The following is a 16,459-nucleotide window of genomic DNA, read 5'->3' as shown; positions in this document are numbered from 1 at the left end:
ATGAAAACTTGGATATGCGCCTTGGGGGTGTCATTGGGTTTGGTACAGCCTCTTGCCGCCCAGGACAGCGCCGCGCCGCTGTGGTCGGTCAATTGCAGCAATCAGGTCAACGGGACCGAGCTGATCTGCGAAATGACTCAAAGCATCGTTTTAACCGAAAGCAATCAGCGGCTTACCTCGATCGCCTTCGTGAAATCCGCAGGCAAGGATGAGACCGAGACCGTCCTGACCCTGCCCTTTGGCCTGCTGTTCTCCGAAGGGCTAACGGTGACGGTCGATGGTGCCGAGGTCGCACGTCTGGAGTTTCTGACCTGTGAAGCGCAGGGCTGCTTTGCCCGCTCCCCTGTATCACAGGACTGGATGAATGCGATGCGCGCTGGCGATCAGTTGAAGATCGACGGCAAAAACAGGGTGGGTGATCCGATATCCTTCGGTTTTGATCTGGCCGGATTCAACACAGCCTCGGATCTGCTGCCCTGAGTGCTGCGCAAGTGGCGGCATGGCGTTGGAGTCGGCCCTGGATGTGGATCGGTCATTGGTGCGGTATCAATCGCGCCATGCGGATCACGTAGACCTGCGCAATTCCATGAAGGCCGGGGTTGGTCTGAAACATGTGACGATTCAGAAATATATGTGCGTGTTCGAAAGCCTCTTTCTCGTGCGCGGATTGCAGCCATGGTTCACATATCGTCTCAAGCGCCTCACCAAATCTCCGAAGCTGTATTTTCTTGCTGCACGGCCGATCCTCCTGCCGAATTGAAACAACGGTTTGATGTGCACTCAAATGGTGCACGAAAGGCTGTTGTCCTTCGCCAGTTGTGCAGCTTCGAGACGGCTTAATTCGTTCAACGCATGACATCGATCACCTGTCCGCGCGAGCGCTTTGTTGTAAGCGCGCAGAACGGAACGGGGCCGCCAGGGCAGTGCGGCCTGCGAAACCCAGGCACGCAAAATCGGTGGAAGACGGTCGAATTCGTGCATCGGGTTCTCTTGTCGGCGGCGTTTCCGAAGGCGTGTCTGGCCAAGGTTGCGCCCCATCAATCGACCTCATCCAGATCAAACACAGGGTCGAGCACAAGAACCAAACGGGTTTCGCCGGTGCCTGAAATGGGTGGTGACCGGTGCAACAGGCCCGACGGAGGGCTTTGCGGCCATAGAGTACCGCGCATGATCATAGGTGCGCCCGTTGCCAGGGTGAAGACCCGTTTTGGGTCCTGACCGTCGCGCGAAATCCCGTATTGCGTGCCCGTGCCCCGATAGGTGCAGATCAGGCGCGCATGGAGGGCGTCGATGTGGAACTTCCGGCAGGCGTTTGTGCTGATCGGGTCCAGACGCAGTCGCAAGTAGGAAACCTTCATGATCTCGGCAAACCGTTCGGCCAACTCGGCAATGTCGTTTTCCAACCAGCCGCGTTCTTCAGCATTCTCCATAGCCGCGATATCGCAGAGGTGCCGCACGGCCTCTGGCACGTCGGCAGGGCGCAGGACGAGGCGCCCATTGGGCAGATGTGAAGGGTCAAGCGCATCGATCCATGTCTGAAAACCGGAGCCGATTTGACGCCGCCAGATTGACGCCGCGCATCCGGGCATGCTGATCCGGGCCAAGCCCTCGGGCGTGTCTGCAATGCCAACACCAATGGCCGCATCCCTTATTTCTGCACGGATATAGGTCATGCGGCATCCTCCACCCGGCGCCAGAGCGGGAATGGATCGGGCAAGTCAGTCGGAAGGGTGTCGGGGCCGGATGCAACGGTCTCGGGCACCAAACACGCGTCAAGGCGCGCCCTCAGCACCGGCCAATCAATGCCCGCGCCGATAAAGACCAGTTCCTGCCGCCGGTCACCCCAGGGGTCTGACCAGTGCTGTTTGATGTAGTTCAGAACAGAGGGGTGCTCGGGCCACCGGGTCTGAGGGACGGATGCCCACCATGTTCCGATCGGCTGAACGCTCGACAGCGCACCGGCCAGAGAGAACTCAGCAACCCATTGGGGCCGTGTTGCGATCCAGAAATGCCCTTTGGCCCGGATCACGCCGGGCAGGTCGCCGTTCAGCAAGGCAAGAATTTTTTCGGGCTCAAACGGCTGACGCGCGCGATAGACAAATGAGGACACGCCGTATTCTTCCGTTTCCGGGACGTGATCCGCAAAGCCATAGAGCTCTTTCGCCCACATGGGATGTTGATGGGCCGCTTCGAAGTCGAACAAACCGGTGTCCAGAATGGCGTCGCTGGCGACATCCGAGTGGTCCGTTTCGATGATTTTCGCATCCGCGTTCAGGCTGCGAATGATCTTCCGAGCCGCATCGGTCCGCTCGGGCCCGGCGTCGCCGACCTTATTGAGAACAATGATATCGGCAAATTCGATCTGATCCGTCAGCAGGTGGACCAGTGTTCGCTCATCCGCTTCTCCCAGTGTCTCGCCACGGTCATGCAGGAAATCATGGCTGGAGAAATCCTTGAGCAGGTTCACCGCATCCACGACAGTCACCATCGTGTCGAGACGGGCAACATCCGACAGGCTTTCGCCCGCTTCGTCACGGAAGTCAAAGGTCGCCGCAACGGGCAGGGGTTCCGAGATCCCCGTGGATTCGATCAACAGGTAATCGAACCGGCCTTCCGCAGCCAGCCGCCGCACCTCGTCCAGCAGGTCGTCGCGCAGGGTGCAGCAGATACAGCCGTTCGACATCTCAACCAACGTCTCGTCAGTGCGGCTCAACTCGGTTTCGGCGCGCACGAGGTCCGCGTCGATATTCACTTCGGACATGTCATTGACGATGACGGCAACGCGCCGCCCCTCGCGATTGTTCAGAACGCGGTTCAGAAGGGTGGTTTTGCCAGCCCCAAGAAAGCCGGACAGGACGGTGACGGGAAGACGGGTATCAGTCATGGTTTGGAAACAGCTCGCTTTTCTTGCCGGGTGTCGTCAATGGTTAGTAATGTGATATCATAACAATAACGAAATACAAGCTGCTCGAAGCATGTTAGACGGCGCGCTGCTTTTTCTTGCAGCGTCAAGATTTACGTGAGCTGCCTTGGTTGCATGACCATGAAAAGATCTGAATGCCGCTTTTCCGTAGTAATCTTAGCGAAACAATAAGAACGGCGAAGAACGGCAAACCGTTCCAAGTAAATGACAAACAACAGGTTGAAATTGCACCCTGAGCATATGGAGGGTACCTCCATGTCCATTTTTCATCCGAAAATATCGCAACCGGGCGCACGCCCCATTCAAGTCCGGAAACCAGCCTTGCAGATATGTCAAACCGCGGGTGGCGGTGGGGGCATGGGTTTCGGACGTGATCCTTGCGCGCCTTGGAACGGTTCATCCCGCCATCGGACAGTATACTCTGACCATTGATATACCGCGCGCCTTCGCTGGCGAGAAACACGCAGGCCTGCCCGATTTCTTCAAATGTGGCGGGCCGCTGCGCGGATATTGATATACAGAATTTTTATCAACAGAATGTTACTTCACAATTAGCGAAGTAACGCTATACCACTACAGCCAAGACGAACGTGTTTGGATCAGGGCGGCGGCCATGGACTTCAAAGTCGTGAAAACTCTGCTGGCAATTGTCGATGAAGGTACATTTGCCGAAGCAGGGGCCAGACTGAACCTGTCGGCAGCGGGCGTAAGCCAGCAGATCAGGCGGCTTGAGGAAGAGACGGGTCTGGTTCTTTTCGACCGATCTCGACGTCCGCCCACCCTCACAACCGAGGGGCTCGCATTTGTTGAAAAGGCGCGCCATGCCGTGAAGGCGTGGGAGGCGTTATATGCGGATGTCCCATCTGCCACCACCGAAGGGGTGCTGCGGATCGGCGCGATACCTGTGTCCTTCATGGGGGCAATGCCTGCGGTTCTGGCCGCGCATCGGCAAAAATACCCAAAACGCGATCTGCGTCTTCGGTCCGGGCATTCGATCGAACTCCATACCCAACTCATGCAGCGTCAGATCGATGTGGGGTTTGCAACGGACATAGACAACTGGGGTCCCGGCGTGCATTTCGAGCCGATGATCGATGAACCATTTCAGGTCATCGCCCATACCACGGCCCCCGGAAAGGATTGGCGGGCCGTTTTGCTTGAAAATCCCTTCATCCAGTTCAATCGCGATTTCATGGACGCACGGTTGATCGATGAAGAACTGGCCCGGCAGAACATTCAGGTGACTTCGACCTGTGAGATCCAGACCGTCGAAGCAGCAATCAATCTGACCCGCGGAAATTACGGCGTGTCGATTATCGCGGCACCGGTCGGATACAGTTCTTTGCCGCCGGAGATTCGTACCCTGCCTTTTGGTGATCCGGTTCTGCATCGCCGCCTTGGCATGATCTGGAAAAAAGACAGCCCGAAGAGACACCTCATTGATCCGTTGGTCGATGATCTGCGGGCCGCTTACTGCGGCCCAGATGCTGGCGTTTCTTTAGGGTCCGAACCCTCCTCGGATCGCACGAAACGTGTGAACCAAAACTAATTCTTCACTGCAATTACGAAAGGATAAAGTAATGAAGAACGTATTCGCCGCGCTGGCAATGGGTCTGTTGGCAGCCCCCGCAATGGCCGAAGAGGTTACCTTGAACGATCAGGAGATCAAGGACCTTCTGACGGGCGCCACCATCAAGGGCATCCACTACGGCGTTGAAACCCGTCAGTATTTTGCGGATTCCGGCCTGACCCTGTGGATCAAGGAAGGGGACGCAAAACCGGCTGAGGCCCGCTACAAGGTCGAAGATGGCAAATACTGTTCAAGCTGGACCGGCCTGTGGAACGAAGAGGATTACGGCTGCTTCTCGATCGCGCATGATAAAGAGCAAAACATCTACTACTTCCTGCAGGACAACTTCCGCGCGCCTTTCGTCATGAACAGCGGCTTTGATCTGAACTTCAACTGAACATCGGACGATTAAGACGAAACCATCAGGCGCACCTCGCCATGCGAGGCGGCCTGATGGTTTGACGGCCAGTTCGATTTTACGCGCCGATCAGGCCGATGGCGCGTACCAGGCCGGGTTGATCTCGGTCTGGATCGTGATCGCCTTTGCATGCGTATACATGTTGAGCGTCTCGTGACAGAACTCGCTGCCGATGCCGCTTTCCTTGTACCCGCCAAACGGGCTGCCCGGTGCGAGGTTTAGATAGCTGTTCACCCAGACATTGCCTGCCTGCAGCCGATCCGCCGTTTCCCAGGCGTTCTTGAGGTTGCTGGTATAGATGCCCGCAGCCAGCCCGTATTTGACGCCGTTGGCATCGGCCAGCAGCTTGTCGTAATCCTTCCAGCGAATGACTGACAGAACCGGGCCAAAAATCTCTTCTTGCGCGATCCGCGAGTCATTTGTGGTCTCAAACACCGTCGGCTCAAAGAACCAGCCCGCATCGCAGCCCTCGACGCTGACCCGCTCGCCACCGGTGACCAGCCCGCCTTCGGCCTTGCCGATGTCGATATAGGACTGCACGCGCTGGCCCTGTTTTTCGGACACCAGACAGCTCAGCAGCGGGAAGGGGTTTGTCGGCGCGGCGACCTTGATGCGTTCCATCGACGCTTTCAGACGCCCCATGAAGTCGTCGTAGATGCCGTCATGCACAAACAGTCGCGTCCCTGCGATGCACGACTGTCCGTTGCAGAACATCGAACCGAAGGTCACGTTGTCGACGATCTTGTCGATGTCATCGGTGCCGACATCCGGGAAGACGATGTTGGGGCTTTTGCCGCCCAGTTCCAGCGACACCGGAACAAGGCGGTTGGCACCGGCGGCGGATACGATGCGGCCAACCTCGGGGCTGCCGGTAAAGGCGATCTTGGCCACATCCGGGTGGCTGGTCAGCGCGGCGCCGGCCTCTTCCCCCAGACCCGGAACGATATTCACCACGCCCGGCGGGAAACATTCTGCGATCAGCTTGCCCAGTTCCATCGTGGACAGGCAGGCGTTTTCATCCGGCTTCAGAACAACGGTGTTGCCCGCCGCCACTGCAGGGGCGATCTTGAACGACGCCATGATGCCCGGCACGTTCCAAGGAATGATCTGACCACAGACGCCATAAGGTTCCCGCTTGGCGATCAGATACCCGTTCGGGATCGACCGGCCCCAGCCTTCATGGGTTTTGGCCGCCGCCGCGAAGTAGCGATATTGCTGAACTGCCAGAACATGGTCCAGTTCGGTTTCCCAGACACCACGGCCCACGTCGAGCGCGTCAATGACCTTGAACCGCTGAATTTGGCCTTCGACCAGATCCGCGAATTTATAGAGACAGGCCGCCCTCTCCTCAGGCGTTTTGGCTTTCCAGTCGGGAAAGGCGCGTTTGGCCGATTGTACTGCGTCGTCGATCTCTTGCCCGGAACAGCGCGCCACATTGGCAAGCGTCTCGCCGGTCGAGGCCGAGGTCGCGGCAAAGGTCTGACCACCGACGGGCTTGTATTCATTGTCGATGAAAGCACCATATGCGCTTAGAAGCTGCAGATCATCTGGTTGAAAATCTTTCATTTTGTCACCTCCGCTGTAGGATCGACCCGCCTTTGCCCGGGCAAAGGCAAAGATGCCAAGGCATCCTTGGTTTTTTGATTTTTCTGGTGATCGTGCGATCATCCGTCGTCGGATGTTAAAGGACGTGGCCTATCCGCCTCTATCCGAAGATGGCGCAACCGGGGGCGGGGTCATCCGGATTTGGCGCAATTGCGGGTCTCGCTGGGCAGTTCGCCAAAGCGCGCCCGATAGGCGCCTGAAAACCGCCCCGGGTGGAAAAATCCATACTGATAGGCGACTTGGGTGATATCCTGCACCGGGTTATCCACAATGTCCCTGCGCACGGCATCCAACCTGACCGCGCGCAGCCACGCCATCGGCGACATGCCGAACTGCGCATGGCAGAAACTGTTGAATTGCCGCTCGGACAGTGCCGCCGCCTGCGCCAGATCGCTGCTTTTGATCGGCTGATCGATATTGTCCAGAACGTAGCGTTCCAGCCTGTCGCGACGCTTTTTGGTGTTGAGGTCCCGCAGATTTTCCGGGCCTCCCGCTGTCTGCTCATCAATGGTGGCACCGCGTTGCGCGTTCAGCAGAAGACAGACATTGTCTTCCAGATGCCGCATCCAAAGCGCCAGTTTCGGGTCAGAGGTAAATCTCTGGGCCTGCACAATGCTGGCCAGAAGCGGCAGCCAGACCTTCTGCGCTCCTAACGTCAGGGGTGTGATTGGCCGGCTTTTGGCCTGCGATCCCTCTGCGGTCTCGTCCGCGGCGTTCAAAAGCCCGTTCGGAAGCTTGAGGATCAGTTGCTCGCTGCACTCGGACCAGCGCATCCGAAGGCTGTCGCGCGGCGAGCACAGCACCGCCTGGCCCTGCTTTATTCTGGATGTAACGCCATCCACCGTGATCTCGATATCGCTGCTCTTGGCGTAATGCACCAATGAGAAGTCCCTGTAGACCTTCGGAAAAATTTCAACCTCTGCACCGTAGCGCAGGGAAAAGAGTGACAGCCGTTGGGTCGTGATTTTGTAAAGCCGTGTGTCAATGCGGCCAGCGCCCCATTTCAGATTGTGATCGGAAAGTTCCTCGGCCACCAGATCATGGGATTCGCGTCCCAGATCAGATTTGAACATGCAGTTTTCGTACAGCGGCAGAAGATCCGGCGTATCGGGTGCTGCGTGATGTGCATGGACCATATGGTATCCCCCATGTAGAGCCAGCCGATCAGAGATGGCTTGGCACACGGAGCCGGGCAGAATCAGCGTGCCGCGGTAGGCTATTGGCTAGGCTAGATCGATTTGCCGGGCATTGGTCACTCGATTTTCTTATATGGGTTACGTTTTTTCTTATATCAGGACGTCGCCAACGGCCTTGGTTCACACGATCGAAACGGAATGCCAGACGTTTTTGACCGTCATGTAATTGTCCAGCCCCTCGGTCCCGCCTTCGCGGCCATAACCGCTGGACTTGACCCCGCCAAAGGGGGTTTCGGGCATGGACGCCTCAAGCGTGTTGATCGACAGGTTGCCGACCTCGACCTCATCGACCAGCCGGTCAATGTAATCCGCGCGATTGGTAAAGGCGTATCCGGCAAGGCCGTAGGGCACTGAATTGGCCTGTGCGATGGCGTGATCCAAAGAGGTGACCGGATTGACCACAGCAACAGGGCCAAAGGGTTCTTCCTGCATGATCCGTGCGCTGTCAGGGACATTCAGCAAGACGGTGGGCTGGAAGAAATAGCCGGTGTCGCCGTGGCGCGCCCCCCCTGTTGCCAGTGTCGCGCCTTTGGCGACGGCGTCCTCGACCAGTGCGGTCAGCGCGGGCACCCGGCGGTCATTGGCGGTTGGGCCCATTTCAACGCCGTCATCCATGCCGTTGCCAACAACCGTTGCCCGGGCGCGTTCGACAAACCGGGCAGCGTAATCGTCAAAGATGCTCTCATGCGCAAAGAACCGGGTGGGTGAGGTACAGACTTGCCCGGCATTACGCATTTTGCGAATGGCGCTGGATATTGCGGCGGTCTGCACATCCGTGTCCTCGCACACGATGACCGGGGCATGTCCGCCCAGTTCCATCAGCACCCGCGTGTCATGTTGCGCAGCCAGCGTCGTCAGGTGCCGCCCGACCGTGGTCGAGCCCGTGAACGCGATCAGCCGAACGGGATCTTGGGGGATCAGGTAGCCCGAGATGTCAGCCGGGTTGCCGAACACGAGGTTCAGGACACCCGGCGGCAGGCCCGCATCCTCGAACGCTTTGGCGATATGCAGGGCGCCCGCCGGTGTTTCCTCGGCTGCTTTCAGAATGACCGAGCAGCCCGACGCCAGTGCCCCGGCGATTTTGCGGGCGGGCTGGCTCATCGGGAAGTTCCAGGGCGAAAACGCCGCGACCACGCCCACGGGTTGATGATGCACGGTGAATTTGTGCCCGTGCGCAGCCGGGATGACCCGGCCATAGGTCCGCATGGCTTCGCCCGCGTCCCATTCAAAGAATTCAGCACCCCGTATGACCTCAAGCCGGGCCTGTTTCAGCGGTTTGCCGTGCTCCAGCGTGATGGATGTGGCAATCTCTTCCTGTCGCTCGCGCATCAGCGCGGCGGCGCGCAGGATCGTGTCGGCTCGATCGCGCGGCGAGGTTCGGCTCCAGATTTGAAAGCCCTTTTGGGCGGCGTCCAGCGCATCGTCCAGATCACTTTGCGTGGCGCAAGGCAGGCGGCCGATCTCTTCTTCGGTGGCCGGGTTGACCACCGGCATGTCGGAACCTGATTTCCGCCATTTGCCTGCAATGAACAGCTTGAGTTCAGGATACATGGGACCGGGCCTTTCGAATTGTCACTGTCCCAGAACACCCGTCCCGGTCATATGCTTCAAGTGAATTGGATGAATACTGATATCAGATTGAGGAATATCAGACCCGCCTTGCCTGCGCCGCAGCATGCAGCGCCGCCTTGAACGCGCGGCCTGCGGGCGACAGGTCGTCATCGATGCGCAGCGAGACACCAACCGGCCCATGCCCGAACGGAACGTTCCAGTCCAGTTGCACCAGATGCCCGTTCCGAATGTCCTGCGACACCACCTCGGCAGGCATCAGCCCGATCAGATCGCGGGACTGCAAAAGCGTGCGGTTCGTCAGGTACGAGACGCTTTCAATCGATACTGCCGGTACATATTGCTGCTGGCCGACAAAGAAATGATCGACCTGCCGCCGCAGCGTGGTCTCTAATGGTGGCAAGACCCAGCCAAAGGGTTTGATGTGGGAAAAGGTGACCCCCGTCCTGCCCGCCAATGGATGCGTGGGGCCGACAACCGCAAGAATGCGATCTTCGAACAGTTTTTCCTGTCTGATCTTGTCGCGATGGCGGTGTGATGGCAGTCGCCCGACCACCATGTCAATCTCACCGGACAGAAGGCCGGGCATCAGCACCTCATTCGTGCCCTCGTTGATCTTGATTGCCACGTTGGGGCGGTCTTCCAGCAGGATTTCGATGGCCATCGGCAGCAGGCTGGCCGAGGCCGCGAGCAGGGTGCCGACCACAACCCTGCCGGAATTGCCCTCGCTCAGATCGTCCAGTTCCTGCGCGGCGTTCGAGATTTGTGCGAAGATCAGTTTGCCATGCCGGATCAGCGTTTCGCCAAAGACTGTGGGCACCACGCCGCGATTGGTGCGGTCGAACAGCTTGACTTCAAAGTCCAGTTCCAGATCTTGAATCATCTTGGTCGCCGCAGGCTGGGATATGCCCAAAGCGCGCGCGGCATTCTGGATGTTGCCATGGGTGCCGACCGCCACCAACAGGCGCAGCTGGCGCAGTTTCAGCCGGGTCAGCGCGCGGTCAACGATGCGGGCATGGCGTTCGATCATAGCGTGATGCTCCGGGTGATCTGGTCGAGCTTGCCAAGCACACTCATCGCAGCCAACGCGGATGAGCGCGGGTTGTCGGGCAGGGAATTGCCGCTGATCTGAAAGTGAAAATGGCCAAAATCGCCCGTTGCGGTGATCTCGTGGATGTTCTGCGTGATCGACGCATCCGCGATCAGTTGCACCTGTGTGGCGTCAAAGCCAAGACCCGCCAGCGCCACCGCCGCAGCCACATTGGCGTTCTTGGGGTATTCCAGCGCGGCGGCGCGGGCGCTGCCTTCGAAATGTATCTCTGCCCCTTCGGTCATCCCGTCCAGATCTAGCTTGTCCTCTGCCGGTGACCCTTGCCACCCCCGGGGCGGTTTGCGACCGGTATAGGTGACCGAGGTCAGCTTGCCCGCGCGCGCGGCATTCAGACAGTCCAGCGCACCGATGGCGCCGCTTGCCAGATGCAGCCTTGCGCCGCCGTCCTGCGCCGCCTGCAACAATGCCGCCTCAATATCGGGGTCCGCCAAAGCGCCAAGGGATACGGTGATCATGTCACAGCCCCGCGCCAATATCTTTGGCCCGTGATCAGCCAGCCCCGCATGCCCGGCACAGTCGATCATCAGGTCAAGATCAGCGGGCAGCGCCCCAACCGATCCAAATTCCAGCGCCGTTCCAGCGGTAACCCGTTCCGGGCGCAGCAATATTGCCCCAACCTCGTGCCCCCGGCTTGCAAGGGCAGATGAGACGTAGCGCGCGATTGCGCCTTTTCCGATCAGTCCAATCTTCATGGACAGACCCTACTGCGAACAGGTCAATACGGGAATTGGAAAGCGGTTGATATTCCATTTTTCTATACCCACTTGCGCGCTTCCTCTTGGACCGCGCGGGCGCAATCGGGTTTTCTCGGGCCACGTCCTCGAAAAGGTTCAGGTCATGAAATACACAAAACACGACGCCAAAGCATACGCGCGCGAGAATATGACGGGCATATGGGCCGCAGCGCTGAACCCGTTCCGGGAAGACCTGTCGCTGGATGAAGAGGGGCTGCGCTCCAACATCCGGCATTGGATCGACGACCTTGGCATTCAGGGCCTCTTTATCGCGGGCAAGCAGGGTGAATTCTGGGCGATGAGCCTTGAAGAGCGCAAGCGCAACATGACCGTCGCGGTTGAGGAATGCGCAGGCCGCGCCGGGACGATCATGTCGATCTCGGATCAGAATATGAACACGGCGCTTGAGCTTGGCCGCCACGCGCAGGATTGCGGCGCGGATTATGTCGTCGTGCATGCGCCGATGCTCAGCTTTTGTCAGGATCGTGGCGAATTGCTGTATCAGTATTACAAGCGTTTCTGCGACGAACTGGATATCGGCATCGCCATGTGGAGCCATCCCGACAGCGGCTATCTGATGCAGCCCGAAGAATGCGCGCGGATTGCCGAGCTGCCCAATATCGTGGCCATCAAATATTCGGTCCCGCGTGAGATGTATGTGCGGCTGACCCACATGGTCGGGGACAAGATCCATGTCTCGACCTCGGCGGAACATGAATGGCTGGACAATATTCTGGAACTGAACTGGAGGCTCTACCTGTGTTCCTCGCCGCCATACCAGCTGCAAACCGCCAATGATCAGCGCATGAATGAATACACCCGCCTGGCGTTTGAGGGCAAAGCGGATGAAGCGCGGCGGGTCTTTGACAGCCTGAACCCGGTGCGCGACGCGATGAAACGCACCAAGCCCGCGGGCAAACCCACCGCCTTTGGCAAATACTGGCAAGAGCTTCTGGGGCAGACAGGCGGACGCGTCCGCGCACCGATGCTAGAGCTGACCGACGCAGAGAAAGAGATCATCCGCAACGGGTTCAACGAGTGCGGGCTGGCGCCCTGATATAAGCAAATCGGATATCTACTTACGGACAATTTCTTTGCAGCTATAGGAATTGTCACGGACAATTTTTCAAGATGGGAGAGGATCATGTCAAAACTATCCGCGTTCAACTTCAAGGCCTGGATTGACGAGCATCGCCATCTGCTCAAACCGCCTGTCGGCAACAAGATGATTTTTGAAGACTCCGATCTGATGGTCACGGTCGTAGGCGGCCCCAACAAGCGCACCGACTATCACGACGACCCGGTCGAGGAATTCTTCTATCAGCTTGAGGGCGACATGCTGCTCAAGCTTTACGATGGGGAACAGTTCTATGACGTGCCGATCCGCGAGGGCGAGATTTTTCTGCTGCCACCGCATGTGCGCCACTCGCCACAGCGCCCGCAAGAGGGCTCGGTCGGGTTGGTGATCGAACCCAAGCGTCAAGAAGGGCAGTTCGACGCCATCGAATGGTACTGCTTTGAATGTCAGCACAAGGTGTTCCGCGCCGAGTTCCAATTGCAATCCATCGTCAAGGACCTGCCGCCGGTTTACGAGAAATTCTATGCCTCGGAAGAAGATCGGACCTGCCCGAACTGCGGTGCCGTGCATCCGGGCAAGGAGCCACCAGAAGGTTGGGTACAGCTGTAAGAAATCAGAAAAAGGACAGGGAGAATGATGAAACACGTTGCCAGACTTATCGCCTCGGCCGCCATTGTGGCCGCGTCATCCGTCGCCGCGCAGGCCGAGGAGTTTCGGCTGGGGCTGATCACGCCTCCGCCCCATATCTGGACCAAGGCGGCCGAAGCCTTTGGCGCTGAGCTGTCCGAAGCCTCGGGCGGCGCGCATAGCGTGTCCGTCTTTCCGGCCCGCCAATTGGGCAACGAGGCCGAGATGCTGCAACAGCTCCAGACCGGTGCGCTGGATATGGCCTTTATGACGGTTGCCGAGGTTTCAAACCGTGCCCCCGAACTTGGTGCCTTTTATGCACCCTATCTGGCCGATGACATCGGTCATGCGGGCCGAATTCTGCGCTCGGACACCGCCAAATCCCTGCTTGAACCGCTGCCCGGGCAGGTGGGTGCGGTCGGTGTCGGCTATGGCATGGCCGGTCTGCGCCAGATCGTCAGCCGGGGCGAGGTGACCTCTGCCGACGACCTCGCCGGGCTGAAACTGCGGATCACGCCCTTTACCCCGATCCTGGATTTCTACAACGCGGTCGGCGCCGCGCCGACACCGATGCCCCTGCCTGCGGTCTATGACGCGCTGGCCAATGGTCAGGTGGATGCGATTGACATGGATGCAGAGCTGATCTGGGTCCTGAAATATTACGATCACGCTGACACCATCGTGCAGTCGGATCACATGATGTTCCCGATGGTTGGCCTTGTCTCTGCAAAGGTCTGGGCGGGATTGTCCGAGGAAGATCGCGCCATGATCGGGGATCTGATGGCCAAACATGTCGACAGCACCATCGACAGCTATGTCGCCAACGAAGCGGGCTGGCTGGAACAGATTGCAGGCACAGGCAAGACCTACACCAAGGTGGATGCGTCGTTCTTTGGCGACGCGATTGATGAATGGAATGCCACATGGTCCGAAAAAACATCCTCGCTTGAGGCTTTGCGGGCAACTGCGGCAGAAACCCAGTAAGGTAAGGTAAAGAGTGAACGGGGCGCGGGTACGCTCGCGCCCTTTTTTTGTGGGGAGGCATGAAAATGTTGTATCGGGCATCCGCCGCTTGGGCACGGATGGAACTGCTGGCGGCAGCGGTTCTTGCGGTTTGTGTGACGCTGTTGATCCTTCTCAATGTCGTCACCCGCAATATCGGTCAGGCGCTGTTCTGGGTCGATGAACTGGCGATCTATGCCATGATCTGGATGACCTTTCTGGGTGCGTCCGCCGCGCTGCACCATCGCAGTTCCGTGTCGATCACCCTTCTGTCCGATGTGGTTCGGCCCGCTGCGCGCCGGGTGATCCGCAAAACCGTCGATGCAACCGTTTTCGCCTTTTCGCTGGCAATGCTGTGGTTCTGCTGGCGCTGGTTTCTGCCCCTTGATCTTGCGCAGACCGGATTTGATGTGGTGGCGTTTCAGGGGAGCACCTTCAACTTTATCTATGCCGAGCCCACGCTGACGCTCGGCGTGCCGAAATATCTGTTCTGGCTGGTGATGTGGCTGTTTGCATTGGGCGCAACGCTGCATTCGGCGACGCATCTTTTGTCGGGAACATCGCCAAAGGACGCAACATGAGCGCTGTTCTGTTTCTGGCAGCGTTGCTGCTGTCCGTACCCGTTGCCATCGTGCTGGCGATCACGGCGATCTGGTACATCTGGGAAAGCGGAAACGCGGTTCTGTTCGACAGTTTTGCCCAGAAGATGTTCGGCGGCCTCGAAAACTACGGCCTGCTGGCGATCCCGCTGTTCATGCTGACCGGAGAGTTGATGAACGAAGGCGGCATGACCCGCCGCCTTGTCGCGCTGGCCCGTGTGTTTGTTGGCGGGTTCCGGGGCGGGCTGGCCTATATCAACCTGCTGGCCAACATGTTCATGGCCGCGATCATCGGCTCGGCCACGGCCCAGATTGCGGTGATGTCACGCGCCATGGTGCCCGTCATGAAGGACGAGGGCTATGACGAAGGCTTTGCCGCCGCAACAACCGCCGCAGGTGGCCTGCTGGCACCGGTCATCCCGCCCTCGATGATGTTTGTCATCTTTGGCGTGCTGGCGCAGGTCCCCATTGGCGAAATGTTCATCGCCGGGATCATTCCCGGGCTCTTGCTCGCCCTGTCCTTTGCTTTGGTGATCACCCTGATCGGCTGGTCCCAGCAATTCCCCAAGGGCACCTGGATGACGCGCAGCCAGGCCATTCAGGCGCTGCTGGCCGCGCTGCCGGCGCTGCTGGTTCCGGTGGCCATCATTGGCGGTATCCTTTTCGGGATCGCAACGCCGACTGAATCCGCCGCTATCGCCTCGCTCATCGCCTTTCTTGTCGGCTGGCTGTTCTATCGCGACCTCGACCCGCGCAAGCTGGGCGGGATGTTCAAACGGACGGCGGCAAACGCCTCAATGATCCTGTTCATGATCGCGGCGGCAAGTGTCTTCGGCTGGGTGATCATCTACGAAGAACTGCCTCAGAGGCTCGCCGGGCTGATCACCTCAATCACCTCGGATCCGTTTGTGTTTCTGTTGATCGTGAATCTGGCGCTGCTGCTGGTGGGCATGGTCATCGACGGCATCGCCGCGATCATCCTGATCACACCGATCCTGTTGCCGATCGCCACCGGCTCCTACGATATCAGCCCCTATCAATTCGGGGTTGTCGCCTGCCTGAACCTGGTTCTTGGCCTTCTGACACCGCCCGTCGGCATCGGTCTCTATATTGCGTCCTCCATGAGCGGCACCGCACCCGGCGCGATCCTGAAGTCACTCTGGCCGTTTTTGGTTGCTGTTACTGTGGTTCTTGTGTTGCTGAGTTATGTTCCAAAACTGTCAACACTGCTGATCTAGCTCAACAACCCGCGAAACCGAACCGGGGATCGATTTTCTTGCGGGTTAATTCTGCAATCGACCGTTCGATCTGATCAAGCGCACTCACCGAGGTTGATGTGAAGCAGCCATGCTTGCGTGATCTTCGTCCGAGCTGCTGACCACTCGCGGTTTTTCTGATGCTTTGGGTCCGGTTCCGGGCGGCGCCCGGAGCCGTTTCGATTGCTTAGTCCCTGTAGGGCACGCCTGGCAGGACGCAGAGCATTTCGTAGAGCAGGTTGCCCGCGATAACCGCTGTGTTGCCAGAAGGATCGAACGGAGGGGACACTTCGACCAGATCGCAGCCGACCAGGTTCAGGCCCTTGCAGCCGCGCACGATTTCCAGGGCCTGGCTGGTCATGAGCCCGCCCATTTCCACGGTTCCGGTGCCCGGGGCGCAGGCCGGGTCAAGGCTGTCGATGTCATAGGTCAGATAAACCGGAGTATCGCCGATCTCGGCACGGATCTTGTCCATCAGCGGGGCGGCGGATTTGTACCACAGCTCCTCGGCATGCACGACGGTGAAGCCCCATTTGCGGGCCGTGTCGAAATCATCTGCCTCATACCCTGTGCCGCGCAGACCGATCTGATAGGTCTTTTCGGGAATGATCAGACCTTCTTCATAGGCGCGGCGGAAGGGGGTGCCATGGGCGATTTCCTCGCCGAACATATGTTCGTTGATATCGGCATGGGCATCCACATGGATCAGCGCCACGGGCCCGTGTTTCTTGTGGATCGACCGCAGCACCGGCAGGGTCAGCGTGTGATCGC

General features: G+C 58.7%; 18 protein-coding genes. 8 read left to right on the top strand and 10 right to left on the bottom strand.

Annotation, left to right across the window (positions count from 1 at the left end; genetic code table 11):
- Complete coding sequence (locus MPJ51_RS11615) at positions 1 to 480, top strand: invasion associated locus B family protein (RefSeq protein ID WP_298386485.1); 480 nt, start codon at positions 1 to 3, stop codon at positions 478 to 480.
- Positions 481 to 780: 300 nt separating this feature from the next.
- Here MPJ51_RS11615 and MPJ51_RS11610 read toward each other — a convergent pair whose 3' ends face one another.
- The 4 genes from MPJ51_RS11610 to MPJ51_RS11595 all read right to left on the bottom strand — a co-directional run bounded on the left by MPJ51_RS11610 (position 781) and on the right by MPJ51_RS11595 (position 3,434).
- Positions 781 to 1,038, bottom strand: a complete 258-nt coding sequence (locus MPJ51_RS11610) for a DUF6525 family protein (protein ID WP_298386483.1) — start codon at positions 1,036 to 1,038, stop codon at positions 781 to 783.
- Positions 1,038 to 1,673 carry a DUF1826 domain-containing protein gene (locus MPJ51_RS11605; RefSeq protein WP_298386480.1) on the bottom strand — a complete coding sequence of 212 codons (636 nt, stop codon included), beginning with the start codon at positions 1,671 to 1,673 and terminating at the stop codon, positions 1,038 to 1,040. Before MPJ51_RS11605 ends, MPJ51_RS11610 begins: the two co-directional genes overlap by 1 nt.
- A complete protein-coding gene (locus MPJ51_RS11600) occupies positions 1,670 to 2,884 on the bottom strand; it encodes a GTP-binding protein (RefSeq protein ID WP_298386477.1) in 1,215 nt (404 codons plus the stop codon). The genes MPJ51_RS11605 and MPJ51_RS11600 overlap by 4 nt, the downstream gene beginning before the upstream one ends.
- A 124-nt stretch (positions 2,885 to 3,008) precedes the next feature.
- Positions 3,009 to 3,434 (bottom strand): SDR family oxidoreductase, encoded by a 426-nt coding sequence (locus MPJ51_RS11595; protein ID WP_298386577.1) that lies wholly within the window; start codon positions 3,432 to 3,434, stop codon positions 3,009 to 3,011.
- Between the two features lie 102 nt (positions 3,435 to 3,536).
- Between MPJ51_RS11595 and MPJ51_RS11590 the strand changes: the two genes are divergently transcribed.
- Together MPJ51_RS11590 and MPJ51_RS11585 are read left to right on the top strand one after the other, a co-directional pair.
- Positions 3,537 to 4,472, top strand: a complete 936-nt coding sequence (locus MPJ51_RS11590; protein ID WP_298386474.1) for a LysR family transcriptional regulator — start codon at positions 3,537 to 3,539, stop codon at positions 4,470 to 4,472.
- 31 nt (positions 4,473 to 4,503) lie between these two features.
- Complete coding sequence (locus MPJ51_RS11585) at positions 4,504 to 4,890, top strand: hypothetical protein (protein WP_298386471.1); 387 nt, start codon at positions 4,504 to 4,506, stop codon at positions 4,888 to 4,890.
- Between the two features lie 90 nt (positions 4,891 to 4,980).
- On the opposite strand, the gene MPJ51_RS11580 is transcribed toward MPJ51_RS11585, so the two are convergent.
- The 5 genes from MPJ51_RS11580 to MPJ51_RS11560 all read right to left on the bottom strand — a co-directional run bounded on the left by MPJ51_RS11580 (position 4,981) and on the right by MPJ51_RS11560 (position 11,084).
- Positions 4,981 to 6,477 (bottom strand): aldehyde dehydrogenase family protein, encoded by a 1,497-nt coding sequence (locus MPJ51_RS11580; RefSeq protein WP_298386467.1) that lies wholly within the window; start codon positions 6,475 to 6,477, stop codon positions 4,981 to 4,983.
- A gap of 170 nt (positions 6,478 to 6,647) precedes the next feature.
- On the bottom strand, positions 6,648 to 7,652 hold the full coding sequence (locus MPJ51_RS11575; RefSeq protein ID WP_298386464.1) for an AraC family transcriptional regulator: 1,005 nt from the start codon (positions 7,650 to 7,652) through the stop codon (positions 6,648 to 6,650).
- A gap of 180 nt (positions 7,653 to 7,832) precedes the next feature.
- A complete protein-coding gene (locus tag MPJ51_RS11570) occupies positions 7,833 to 9,263 on the bottom strand; it encodes an NAD-dependent succinate-semialdehyde dehydrogenase (RefSeq protein WP_298386461.1) in 1,431 nt (476 codons plus the stop codon).
- 97 nt (positions 9,264 to 9,360) lie between these two features.
- Complete coding sequence (locus MPJ51_RS11565) at positions 9,361 to 10,311, bottom strand: LysR substrate-binding domain-containing protein (protein WP_298386458.1); 951 nt, start codon at positions 10,309 to 10,311, stop codon at positions 9,361 to 9,363.
- A complete protein-coding gene (locus MPJ51_RS11560; RefSeq protein ID WP_298386455.1) occupies positions 10,308 to 11,084 on the bottom strand; it encodes an aspartate dehydrogenase in 777 nt (258 codons plus the stop codon). The genes MPJ51_RS11565 and MPJ51_RS11560 overlap by 4 nt, the downstream gene beginning before the upstream one ends.
- Positions 11,085 to 11,229: 145 nt before the next feature.
- Between MPJ51_RS11560 and MPJ51_RS11555 the strand changes: the two genes are divergently transcribed.
- From MPJ51_RS11555 to MPJ51_RS11535, 5 genes are all read left to right on the top strand, one after another.
- On the top strand, positions 11,230 to 12,183 hold the full coding sequence (locus MPJ51_RS11555) for a dihydrodipicolinate synthase family protein (RefSeq protein WP_298386452.1): 954 nt from the start codon (positions 11,230 to 11,232) through the stop codon (positions 12,181 to 12,183).
- 87 nt (positions 12,184 to 12,270) lie between these two features.
- The gene (locus MPJ51_RS11550) at positions 12,271 to 12,813 is read left to right on the top strand and encodes a 3-hydroxyanthranilate 3,4-dioxygenase (RefSeq protein ID WP_298386449.1); all 543 of its coding nucleotides are present in this window, start codon (positions 12,271 to 12,273) and stop codon (positions 12,811 to 12,813) included.
- Between the two features lie 27 nt (positions 12,814 to 12,840).
- The gene (locus MPJ51_RS11545) at positions 12,841 to 13,815 is read left to right on the top strand and encodes a TRAP transporter substrate-binding protein (RefSeq protein WP_298386574.1); all 975 of its coding nucleotides are present in this window, start codon (positions 12,841 to 12,843) and stop codon (positions 13,813 to 13,815) included.
- 65 nt (positions 13,816 to 13,880) lie between these two features.
- On the top strand, positions 13,881 to 14,414 hold the full coding sequence (locus MPJ51_RS11540) for a TRAP transporter small permease subunit (protein WP_298386446.1): 534 nt from the start codon (positions 13,881 to 13,883) through the stop codon (positions 14,412 to 14,414).
- Positions 14,411 to 15,670, top strand: coding sequence for a TRAP transporter large permease (locus MPJ51_RS11535; RefSeq protein ID WP_298386441.1), 1,260 nt, complete (start codon positions 14,411 to 14,413; stop codon positions 15,668 to 15,670). Before MPJ51_RS11540 ends, MPJ51_RS11535 begins: the two co-directional genes overlap by 4 nt.
- Positions 15,671 to 15,875: 205 nt before the next feature.
- Here the strand turns inward: MPJ51_RS11535 and MPJ51_RS11530 are convergent.
- Positions 15,876 to 16,459: arginase family protein (locus MPJ51_RS11530; protein ID WP_298386438.1), on the bottom strand; the 584-nt coding region annotated here is incomplete at its 5' end.

Source organism: Ruegeria sp., from assembly GCF_028066395.1.
GTDB lineage: Bacteria > Pseudomonadota > Alphaproteobacteria > Rhodobacterales > Rhodobacteraceae > Ruegeria.
This window is presented reverse-complemented; position numbering and strand designations above follow the sequence as displayed.